A 12,772-nucleotide genomic window follows, 5' to 3' on the forward strand; every position below is an offset into this window, starting at 1 on the left:
TCAGCGCCCGAGCTGGCGGTTGATGAAGTCGAACAACTCGTCGTCGGTCGCATTCTGCAATTGCTCCGGCTCATTGTTCGTTTCCGAAACGGCGCGCGTGTCGCTCCATTTCGAAATAAAGGCCTGCATTTGTACGAGCAGTTTCTGCTTCGTCAGCGGGTCGGCGGCGCCGCCGGCGAAGACGGCCTCGACCCGCTCCAGCGCGGTCAGGACCGGCTCGGTCACCGCCTCCGGACCGGCGATGAGCAGGCCCCGCAGGTGCTGGGCGAGCGCGAGCGGCGTCGGGTAGTCGAACACGACGCTCGCGCCGAGCTCGACCCCGGTGTCGGCGCGCAGCCGGTTGCGCAGCTCGACGGCGGTCATCGAGTCGAACCCGGCTTCGCGGAACGCCCGGGTCGCGGTGAAGTCGCCGTCGCCCTGGTGCCCCAGCACGGCGGCGGCCCGGCCGATGACGATCTGGACGAGGTGCGCGTCCTGCTCGGCGACGGACAGCGGGGTGAGGCGCTCCCGCAGCCGGTTGGCCACGTCGTCGCGGACGGCCGCGTCGGCCTCCGCCGCGGCCCGCCGCAGCTGCTGGACCTCCGGCAGGTCGTCGATCAGGGCCCAGGCGCCGACGTTCGCCACGATCCGGTCCCAGCGGATGTCGGCCACGATCGCCCGTGCGCTTCCCTGGGCGATGACGTCGCCGAGCGCGGACAGCCGGGAGCCGTCCCAGGTGTCCCAGGCGATCGCGGTCGCGGCGGTGCCGTCGGCCGTGGCGCGCTCGGCCATCGCCCCCAGGTAGGCGTCGGCGACCGCCTGGGCGGCCCCTTCGCCGGCGCCCCAGATCCCCGCCATCGAGGTGAACAGGGCGAGGGCCTGCAGCGGACGGCCGGCGATGGCCTTGCGGAGCTGGTCGATGGGGCCGGTGGCCGCCTGGACCCCGGCGGCGAGGGCCGCGACGGTGAGCTCGGCGAGCGGGGTGGCGGGGGCGCGACCGGCGATGTGGAAGGCGGCCGTGATCGGCTCGGCCGCGTCCTCGATGCCGACGACCCTGGCTCCCCGGTCGGTGAGCCAGCGGGTGGTCTGCTCGGCGAGGGCACCGGTGGCGCCGGTGACGAGGGTGGTGTCACGCGGCTCGTAGGTGCCCGTCGCCGTGGTCTCGGCGGTGCGGGTCAACCGTCGCGTGTGGACGGTGCCGGGCCGGATCGCGGTGTGCTCCCGGTCCGAGGTGAGGGTCCGGGCGAGCCGGGCGATGGCCTCGGGGTCGAGCTCGCCGGGCAGGTCGATCAGGCCGCGGTACCGGTGCGGCTGTTCGACGGCGGCCACGTAGCCGAGGCCCCAGGTGGTGGCCTGGTCGGGGTCGGGTGCGTGGTCGCCGGGGCCGGTCTGCACGGCCTGCCGGGTGCAGAGCCAGACGGCGACGGGCCGCTGGAGCAGTTCGAGGTTGGCGGCGAGGCCCCGGGTCAGGTTGGGGTAGTCGGGGTGGGTCGCGGTGTCGAGCGCGAGGAGGGAGACGACGGCGGTCGGCTCGAAGTCGCCGAGCGCGGCTTCGAGGTCGGTCGTGGTCTCGGCCGCGGCGCCGTGCTCCCGCAGGCCCTTGGCGATCTGCTCGGCCGTGTCCGTGGTGGCCGCGGTGTGCACGAGCAGCCAGCGGTGCCCGGCGGCGTCGGCGTGCTCGACCTCGTGCACAGCCGGCCAGGTGATGTCGTAGCGCCACTGCCGCGTCTGTTCCCGGCTGCGCATCCGGTCCAGCGCGGGCAGGACCTCGCGGAGCGGCTGGTCGGCGTCGAGGCCCTGCAGCAGCTGCCAGAGGCCGTCGTCGGCGCCGACGGGCTTGACGGTGGGCCAGAACCGCTGGTGCTGGAACGGGTACGTGGGCAGCTCCGGCAGGCGCTCGCCCGGCTTGAGGATCCGCTCCCACGGGATTGCGACGCCGTGCGCGTGCAGCCGCCCAAGTGCCTCGGCGATGGTCGAGCCGGCCCGCATGACCGGGACGGCGACGACCTCGTCAGCGTCGAGCATCGGGGTCAGCACCGCGTCCGGCCCGATCTCCAGGAACGTGTCCGCCCCCTGCCCCCGCGCGAACGTGACCGCGTCCGCGAACCGCACCGTGTCCCGCGCATGCCGCACCCAATACTCGGCGTCGAACTCCGTGATCAGCTCACCGGTCACCGTGGACACGATCGGGATCCGCGGAGGCTGGAAGGTGATGGTCCGCAGGACATCGGCGAACTCGTCGAGCATCGGGTCCATCAGCGCCGAGTGGAACGCGTGCGAGACCGTCAGCCGCTTCGTCCGGAACGGCAGGTCCAAGGCGTCGATCACCTCGGCCGGACCCGAGAGCACGATCGACTCCGGCCCGTTCACGGCCGCGACCGACACCCCCTCCGGCAGGGTCTCGGGGTGTCCACCGACCGCGAGCATCGCCCCACCCGCCGGGAGCGCCTGCATGAGCCGCCCACGCGCCGACACCAGGCGGCACGCGTCCTCAAGCGACAGCACCCCCGCCACGTACGCCGCGGCGATCTCACCGACCGAGTGCCCCATCATCCACGCGACCGGCACACCCCACGACCGCAGCAGTTCCGCCGTGGCGATCTCGACCACGAACAACGCCGCCTGCGTGAACACCGTCTGCGTCAACCGCTCACCATCGGTGAACATCACCGACCGCAGACCATCCGGCAACAGCTCACACGCACGATCGACCACCTCGGCGAAGACCGGGAACCTTTCGTAGAGGTCGCGGCCCATCCCGACCCGCTGCGCCCCCTGGCCCGAGAACATCCAGACCAGCCCGGCGCGCTCGCCGGACCTGGTCCCCTCGATCGACCGCAGCCCGGTCACGAGCTCGGCCCGGTCGCGGCCCGTGACCGCCGCCCGGACGCCGAGGTGCGAACGGTGGACCGCCAGCTCCCAGGCCGGGTCGGCACCGGAGGTCTCGGCCCAGTCGGCGAGCTGCGCGGCCCGGGCCTTGAGTCCGGCGGCATCCGGCGCCGAGATCAGCCACACGCCCTCGACGGTCCCGCCGGTCCGCGCCGGCGCCTCGGCCGCGGCCGGGGGCGCCTCGAGGATGGTGTGCGCGTTGGTGCCGGAGATGCCGAACGACGACACGGCGGCGCGGCGCGGGCGGCCGTTGTCGGGCCAGGCTCGGGCCTCGGTGAGGATGGACACCGCGCCGGCCGACCAGTCGACGTGCGGGGTCGGCTCGTCGACGTGCAGGGTCTTCGGCAGGATGCCGTGTTCGAGCGCCTTCACCATCTTGATCACGCCCGCGACACCGGCCGCGGCCTGGGTGTGGCCGATGTTCGACTTCACCGACCCGATCCACAGCGGCTCGCGCCGGTCGCGGCCGTAGGTGGCGATCAGCGCCTGGGCCTCGATCGGGTCGCCGAGCTTCGTGCCGGTGCCGTGGGCCTCGACGGCGTCGATGTCGTCCGGTTCGAGGCCGGCGTTGGCGAGCGCCTGGCGGATGACCCGCTGCTGGGCGGGGCCGTTCGGGGCGGTGAGACCGTTCGAGGCGCCGTCCTGGTTGACCGCGCTGCCGGCCACGACCGCGAGCACGCGATGTCCACGGCGGCGGGCGTCGCTGAGCCGCTCGACGAGCAGGACGCCGACGCCCTCGCCCCAGCCGGTGCCGTCCGCGTCCGCGCCGAACGACTTGCACCGGCCGTCGCCGGCGAGGCCGCCCTGCGCGTCGAACTCCAGGAACGCCCCCGGCGTCGACATCACGGTCACACCGCCGGCCAGGGCGAGGTCGCACTCCCCGTTGCGCAGCGCCTGAGCCGCCAGGTGCAGCCCGACCAGCGACGACGAGCACGCGGTGTCAACGGTCACGGCCGGACCCTGCAGCCCGAACCAGTACGCCAGCCGCCCCGACACCACCGACGCCGAATTTCCCGTCGCCTGATACCCGTCGACCTCGGCCCCGGCACCCAGCAGCAGCGTCCCGTAGTCCTGGCCGTTCGTCCCCATGAACACGCCCGTCAACGAGCCCTTGAGCCCGTCCACCGGCACCCCGGCGCCCTCGAACACCTCCCAGCAGACCTCCAGCAGCAACCGCTGCTGCGGATCCAGCGCCAGCGCCTCGCGCGGCGAGATCCCGAAGAACCCGGCGTCGAAGCCGGTGGCGCCGTCCAGGAACCCGCCGACCCGGGCGAAGCCGCCGCCGAGCGACTCCCAGCCGCGGTCGGCGGGGAACCCGCCCATGGCGTCGCGGCCGGTGTCGACGAGGTTCCACAGGTCGTCGGCGGTGTTGACGCCGCCCGGGAAGCGGCAGCCCATGCCGACGATGACGATCGGGTCGCCGTCCGTCTCGGCCTGGGCGCGCACCGGCACGGTGTCGTCGGCGTCGCCGGCGAGGAAGTCGGCGAGCTCGGCCACCGACGGGTGGTCGAACACGACCGTGGAGGACAGCTCCACCCCGCACAACCGCGCCAGCCGGTCCCGCAACTCCACCGCGGCCAGCGAATCGAACCCAAGCTCCCGGAACGGCCGCCGAACCCCCACCGCATCCACCCCGGCGTGCCCGAGCACCGCCGCGACCTCACGCCGAACCACACCCACCAGCTCATCCCGCGACCGCCGCACCGCCAGGGCCGGCGCCGTCGGCGTCTCGACCGGCGCGACCACGTCGAAGAGGCCGCCGGCGCCGACCGAGCGGAAGACTCCGGCGAGCACGCGCCAGTCGGCGTCGACGACGGTCACGTTGGTGAGGTCGTGCTCGATGGCGTGGCCGAGGGCGGTGACGGCGGTGTCCGGGTGCATGGCGGTCAGGCCGCGGCGGGCCAGGTGCTGCCGGGTCTCGGCGTCGGCCATGCCCTCGTCGGCCCACGGGCCCCACGCGATGCAGGTGCCGGCCAGGCCGCGGTGGCGCCGGTGCTGGGCGAGCGCGTCGAGGTAGGCGTTGGCGGCGCTGTAGGCGGCCTGCCCGGCGCCGCCCCAGACGCCGGCGATCGAGCCGAAGAGGACGAACGCGTCCAGGGGTGTCTCGCCGAGCAGCTCGTCCAGGTGGGCGGCGCCGGCGGCCTTGGCGGCCATGGCCGCGCGGACGGCGTCGGCGTCGGTGTCGAGCAGCGCCTCGGCGTGGCTGACGCCGGCGGCGTGGACGACGACGGACAGGGGCGGCCGATCGGCGAGCCCGGCGAGCAGGTCGGCGACCGCGTCGCGCCGGCTGATATCGCAGGCGGCGAAGGTGACGGCGGCGCCCAGGGCCGTGAGCTCGTCGCGCAGCTCGGCGGCGCCGGGGGCGTGCTCGCCCCGGCGGCTGGTCAGCACGAGGTGCTCCGCGCCGTGCTCGGCGGCCCAGCGGGCGACCCGGGCGCCCAGGCCACCGGTACCGCCGGTGATCAGGACCGTGCCGCGCGGCCGCCAGTGCCCGCGGACGGCCGGGCCCGCGGTGATCGGGGCCGGGACGAGCCGCGGCTCCAGGAGGCCGGAGGGCCGCACGGCGACCTGGTCCGCGGGGCGGTCGGCGGCGATCGCGGCGCAGACGAGTGCCGCTGCCTGCTCGTCGAGGTCGGGCCGCACGTCGATGAGGCCGCCCCACAGCGCCGGGTGCTCGAGGCCGACGGCGCGGCCGAACCCCCAGACGGCCGCCGCCTCGGGGTCCACGTCGTGGTCGTCGGGGCCGGTGGCGACGGCCTGCTCGGTCACGCACCACACCGGCGCCTGGAGGCCGGCGCGGTGCAGGGCCTGAATCAGGACGAGGACGCCGTCGAGGCCGAGGAGGCACACGACGCCGGCGAGGGGCTCCCCGCCGAGGTCGACGCCGGCCGGGTCGAGAACCAGGCTCGTCACGTCGGCCCCGTGCGCGGCCAGGGCGCCGGCGATCGCGGCGCCACGGCCCGGCGACGGCTCGGCCACCAGCCAGCGGCCGCGCAGGGTGGCGGCCGCCGGGGTCGGCCGGGGGGCCCACTCGACGCGGTACGACCACGAGTCCAGGGTCTTGCTCCGGCCGCGGGCGTGCCGCCAGGAGGAGAGCGCGGGCACGAGGGTGTCCAGCGAGGCCCGGGTGTGCTCGCCGAGCTGCGCGACGAGCTCGCCGATGTCGGAGCGGTCGACGGCGGACCAGAAGGAGGCGTCCTCGGCCGCGACGGGCTTCGGGGCGGGCTCGGGCCAGAACCGCTCCCGTTGGAACGCGTAGGTCGGCAGCCCGACGACTCGGCCGCCGGTGAAGGTGGTGCTCCAGTCGATGTCGACGCCGGCCACGAACAGCTCGGCGACGGCCCGCAGCAGCGTCTCGGGCTCGTCGCGGTTGCGCCGCAGCGAGGTCACCACGACGGCGTCCTGTCCGTGCAGGTGCGGGGCGAGGATCGCGTCGGGCCCGACCTCCACGAAGGTGTCAACGCCCTCGGCCCGCATGGCGGCCACGTTGTCGGCGAACAACACCGTGCCCCGCACGTGCCGCACCCAGTAGTCGGCATCAAACTCGGCGATCAACCCACCGGTGACATTGGAAACGATCGGCAGCTGCGGCGGATTGAAGGTGACGGTGTCGAGAACCGCCCGGAACTCGTCCAGCATCGGCTCCATCAACGCGCTGTGGAACGCGTGCGAAACCCGCAGCCGGCTCGTCCGGACCCCGGGGAACTCGGGCAGCAACTCCGCCGGACCCGACAACACCCACGACGACGGCCCATTGATCGCCGCCACCGAAACGCCCTCGGGCACATCCTCGACCGGAGCCCCGACCGCCAGCATTCCCCCGCCGGCCGGCAGCGCCTGCATCAACCGTGCCCGGGCCGCCACCACCTTGCAGGCGTCCTCCAGCGACCACACCCCGGCCACATACGCCGCAACCAACTCGCCGATCGAGTGCCCGCCGACGACCGCCGGGTTGAGGCCCCACGCTTTCAACTGCTCGTAAAGGGCAACCTCGATCGCGAACAACGCCGGCTGCGTGACCTCCGTCTCGTCGATCCGCTCATCCGGCAGCTCACCAAAGTGCCCGCGCACCTCGGCATAGACCCGATTGAACACCGGGAAATCGAGACCGGCACCCATCCCGGCCCGCTGCGCGCCCTGACCCGAGAACAGCACCCCTACCCGGCGAGGCGCGGCAACACCCGTCACCGTCTCACCCGGCAGCACCACCAGCCGGTGATCGAATCGGGCCCGCGACAGCAGCGAACGACCCGTGTCCGCACCCGGGGTCAGACGATCGGCATAGGCACGCGCGGCCTCCGCCGAACGCGCCGACACCACCAACGGCACCAACGCGGAAGCCTCCACCGGCTCCGGGGCCGGTTCCTCGACCGACTCCAGGATCACGTGGGCGTTCGTGCCGCTGATCCCGAACGACGACACCGCCGCCCGCCGCGGCCGGTCCGCCGACGGCCACGACCGGGCCTCCGTCAGCAGCGAGACCGAGCCGGCCGACCAGTCCACGTGCGGGGTGGGCTCGTCCACGTGCAGGGTCCGCGGCAGCTCGCCATGCCGCATGGCGAGAATCATCTTGATGATGCCCGCGACTCCGGCGGCGGCCTGGGTGTGCCCGATGTTCGACTTGATCGAGCCGAGCCAGAGCGGCTGGTCGCGGTCCTGCCCGTAGGTGGCCAGCAGCGCCTGGGCCTCGATCGGGTCGCCGAGGGTCGTGCCCGTGCCGTGCGCCTCGACCGCGTCCACGTCCGACGGGTTCAGGCCCGCGCTGGCCAATGCCTGGCGGATGACCCGCTGCTGCGAGGGACCGTTCGGGGCCGTAAGACCGTTCGACGCGCCGTCCTGGTTCACCGCGGAACCCCGCACCACCGCGAGGATCGGGTGCCCCAGCCGCCTCGCGTCCGACAGGCGCTCCACGAGCAGCAGCCCGACACCCTCGGACCAGCCGGTGCCGTCGGCGGCCCCGGCGAACGACTTGCAGCGCCCGTCCTCGGACAGTCCGCGCTGCTTCGTGAACTCCACGAACGCGCCGGGCGTGGCCATGACGGTCACGCCGCCGGCGAGGGCGAGGTCGCACTCCCCCTGCCGCAGCGACTGGGCGGCCAGGTGCAGGGCCACCAGCGACGACGAGCACGCGGTGTCGACGGTGACGGCGGGACCCTCGAAGCCGAAGGTGTACGCCACGCGGCCGGACACCACGCTGCCGGAGTTGCCCGTGCCCAGGTACCCCTCGACGCTGGACTGGGCGTCGACGAGCTGGTTGACGTAGTCGTGGTACATCACGCCCGCGAACACGCCGGTGCGGGAGCCGCGCAGGCCGGCCGGGTCGAGGCCGGCGGACTCGAAGACCTCCCACGAGGTTTCGAGCAGGAGCCGCTGCTGCGGGTCCATGGCCAGGGCCTCGCGCGGGCTGATGCCGAAGAACTCGGGGTCGAACAGCGCGGCGTCGTAGAGGAAGCCGCCGCGACCCGTGAAGCTCCCGCCGTCGCGCAGGTACTCCAGGTCCCAGCCGCGATCGGTCGGGAACTCGCCGATGCCGTCCCCGCCGGTGCGGAGCAGGTTCCACAGGCCCTCGGGGTCCTGGACCCCGCCGGGGTAGCGGCAGGCCATGCCGACGATCACGATCGGGTCGTCGTCCAGCTTCGCCCGGGTGGCGACGACCGGCCCGGCCTCGGCCCCGGCGATCTGGTCGAAGACGAACCCGGCGAGCAGCAGCGGGTTCGGGTAGTCGAACACCACCGTCGCCGGCAGCTGCAACCCGGTCGCGGCCATGAGCCGGTTCCGGAGATCGATCGCGGCCAGGGAGTCGAACCCGACGTCCCGGAACGCCCGGTCCAACACCACCTGCTCCGGACCCGAGTACCCCAGCACCGCCCCGACATGCCCCCGAACCAGATCGACGACCACCTGACGGGCCTCGTCCCGCGACATCCCCGCCAGCCGCGCCGCGAAACCGCCACCCGCACCCGCCGACACCGCCCGCCGCGCCGAACGCCCCACCAACGGCCGCAACACATCCGGCACCACGGCCAGGTTCCGCAGCGCCGCGATGTCGAACCGCGCCGCGACCACCAGCTCGGCCGCGGAGCCCAGCGCCTCGCCGAGCAGTTCGAGGCCGGAGTCGACGTCCAGGGCGGCCGCCTTGGAGCGTGCGAGATCGGAGCCCATGCCGAGGTCCCATTGTCCCCAGGCGATCGACTGCGCGGGGAGCCCGAGGCGGCGGCGGTGGGCCGCGAGCCCGTCGAGGAAGGTGTTGCCGGCCGCGTAGGCGGCCTGGCCCGGGTTGCCGACGATGCCGGCGACGGAGGAGAACAGCACGAACATGCGCAGTGGACGGTCGAGGGTCGCTTCGTGCAGCCACCACGCGCCGGCGACCTTCGGGGCGAGCACCCGGTTGAGCCGCTCGGGGGTCAGCCCCGTGAACACCCCGTCGTCCAGGACGCCGGCGGCGTGCACGACACCGACGAGGTTCGCGATGCCGGCCACCAAATCGAAGACCGCATCCCGGTCGGTCACATCGCAGGCCACGACCCGGGCACCGGGCACCTCACCGCCACGCCGGCCGACCAGCACCACCTCACCGGCGCCGCAGACATCCACGAGCCACCGGGCCACGACCCGGCCCAGCGCGCCCAGGCCGCCGGTGACCAGCACCGTGCCGCCCGCGAGGTCGACCGCGCCGGGCGAGGACGAGGACCGCACGAGGCCCGGCACCAGCACCGCACCGTCGCGAACCGTGGCCTCACCGATCCCGGCCGCGACCACGCCACCCAGCAGCTCCGGCGACGCGTCGCCGGAGACCAGCACGATCTGGCCCGGGTTCTCGGCCGCCGCCACGCGCAGGAGGCCCCACACAGCCGCCGCGCCCAGGTCACCCGGCTCCGCCACGACGATCAGACGACCGGACTCGGCCAGCACCCGGCCCGCGATCGACAGCGCCTCGCCGACCAGCGCCTCCACCGCATCGGGGACGGTGCCGTCCGTCGACGGCACCCGCCAGACGGTGACGTCCTCGGGCAGCGGCGCCGGGGTGACCTGACGCGGCTGCCAGTCCAGCTCGTACAGGGGGCGCCGGGCGGAGGTGCCGGCCGTGAGCTCGCGCAGGACCACCCGGTCGATGGAGACGACGGGCCGGCCGGACTCGTCGATGCCGGCGATCTCGAAGCCGGTCTCGGCGTCGCCGCGCACCCGGACCCGCAGGAGCGCGGCTCCCGACGCGTGCACCCGGACGCCGCCGAACACGAACGGCAGCCCGGCGCCGGGGTCGAGGAAGCCGATCGGGTGCAGGGCCGCGTCGAGCAGCGCGGGATGGATCCCGTAGGAGCCGGCCGCGTCCGCCGCCGGGCCGCTCAGGGCGATCTCGGCGTAGATCTCGCCGTCGGCGCCGCGCCATGCCCGCCGGAGCCCCTGGAAGACGGGTCCGTACGTGACCGTGCCGGGCTCGTACCAGTCGCCGGCCGCGATCTCGGTCGCGTCGGCGGGCGGCCAGGCGAAGGAGGCGCCCGGGTGTTCCGAGCCGCCGAGGGTGCCCTCGGCGTGGCGGGTCCACTCGTCGCCGTCGTCCTGGCGGGAGTACACCGTGACGGTCTCGCCCACGTGGATCTGCACGGTCACCCCGCCGGTCGGCGGCAGGACCAGGGGCGCGAGGAGGGTCAGCTCGTCGAGCACGGCCGCGCCGACCTCGTCCCCGGCCCGCACCACCATCTCGACCAGCGCGGCGCCGGGCAGGACGACCGCGCCGCCGACGGTGTGGTCGGCGAGCCAGGGGTGGGTGGCGAGCGACAGCCGGCCGGTCACGATGACGTGGTCGTCGCCGGGCGCGCGGACAATGGCGGCGAGCAGCGGATGCCCGGCCACCCCGAGCCCGGCGCCGGAGACGTCACCGAAGCCGGCGGCGGACTGCAGCCAGTATCGTGCCCGCTGGAACGCGTACGTGGGCAGCCCTTCCACGCGCCGGCCGCCGGCCCCGACGACGGCCGTCCAGTCGACGTCGACGCCGGCCACGAACAGCTCGGCGACGGCCCGCAGCAGCGTTTCGGTTTCGTCCCGGTTCCGCCGCAGTGAAGCGACGACAACGGCATCGTCCCCGTGCAGGTGCGGCGCGAGGATGGCGTCCGGCCCGACCTCGACAAAGGTGTCAACGCCCTCGGCACGCATCGCGGCCACGTTGTCGGCGAACAACACCGTGCCCCGAACATGCCGCACCCAGTAGTCGGCATCAAACTCGCTGATGAGCCCACCGGTGACATTGGAAACGATCGGGATTTGCGGCGGGTTGAACGTGACGGTGTCCAGGACCGCCCGGAACTCCTCCAGCATCGGCTCCATCAGCGCCGAGTGGAACGCATGCGAAACCCGCAACCGACTGGTCCGAACCCCAGGAATCTCGGGAAGCAGATCGGCAGGACCCGACAACACCCAGGAATTCGGCCCGTTGATCGCCGCCACCGACACACCATCAGGGACCTGAGAAACCGGCGCACCAACCGCCAGCATTCCCCCGCCGGCCGGCAAGGCCTGCATCAACCTCGCCCGGGCCGCGACCACCTTGCACGCATCTTCCAGCGACCACACACCGGCCACATACGCCGCGACCAACTCACCGATCGAGTGACCACCAACCACCGACGGCCGCAGACCCCACACCCTCAACTGCTCGTAAAGGGCCACCTCGATCGCGAACAACGCCGGCTGCGTGACCTCCGTCTCGTCGATCCGCTCATCCGGCAACTCGCCAAAATGCGCGCGCACCTCGGCGTAGACCCGGTTGAACACCGGCAAGTCGAGCGTCGAACCCATCCCGGCACGCTGCGCGCCCTGACCCGAGAACAGCACCCCGACCCGGCGAGCCGCGGCAACACCCACCACCGGCTCACCCGGCAACAGCACCATGCGGTGATCGAACCGAGCCCGCGACAGCAGCGAACGCCCGACATCAGCCCGGTTCAACTCCGGATGCGCGTCCACGAAAGCCGACACCCGCGCAGCCGACTCCCGCACCGCCTCGAACGAACGAGCCGACACGACCAACGGCACCAGGGCCGCGGCGACGGGCTCCGGTTCCGGCTCCTCGAACGCCTCCAGGATCACGTGGGCGTTCGTGCCGCTGATGCCGAACGACGACACGGCCGCCCGGCGGGGATGCCCGTCGACGGGCCAAGCCTGGGGTTCGGTCAGCAGGGACACGGAACCGGCGGTCCAGTCGACGTGCGGGGTCGGCTCGTCCACGTGCAGGGTCCGCGGCAGCACCCCGTGCCGCATCGCCAGGACCATCTTGATCACACCCGCGACACCCGCGGCGGCCTGGGTGTGCCCGATGTTCGACTTGACCGAGCCGAGCCACAGCGGCCGGTCGCGGTCCTGCCCGTAGGTGGCCAGCAGCGCCTGGGCCTCGATCGGGTCGCCGAGCGTCGTGCCCGTGCCGTGCGCCTCGACGGCGTCCACGTCGGACGGCTTGAGGCCGGCACCGGCGAGAGCCTGACGGATCACCCGCTGCTGCGAGGGACCGTTCGGCGCCGTAAGACCGTTCGAGGCGCCGTCCTGGTTGACCGCGCTCCCCCGCACGACCGCGAGCACCGGGTGCCCGAGGCGCCGGGCGTCCGACAGCCGCTCCACCAGCAGCACGCCGACGCCCTCGGACCAGCCCGTGCCGTCCGCGGCCCCCGCGAACGACTTGCACCGGCCGTCCGACGCAAGCCCCTGCTGCCGCGTGAAGTCCACGAACGTGCCCGGCGTCGCCATCACCGTCACACCACCGGCCAGGGCGAGGTCACACTCACCCTGCCGCAACGCCTGCGCGGCCAGATGCAGCGCCACCAGCGACGACGAGCACGCCGTGTCGACCGTGACCGCTGGACCCTCGAAGCCGAACGTGTACGCCACCCGGCCGGACACCACGCTGCCGGAGTTG

General features: G+C 73.6%; 1 protein-coding gene (cut by a window edge). It reads right to left on the reverse strand.

Annotated elements, in window-relative coordinates:
• A protein-coding gene (locus AC6JBM_RS18160) for a type I polyketide synthase (protein ID WP_497986486.1) crosses the window boundary here: on the reverse strand, positions 1-12,772 show its final stretch. The gene runs 14,234 nt beyond the window's last position; the window shows 12,772 of its 27,006 coding nt (coding positions 14,235-27,006); its start codon lies off the right edge, out of view — the gene reads right to left on this strand; its stop codon occupies positions 1-3.

The sequence above is a fragment of the Dactylosporangium thailandense genome, assembly GCF_059739745.1.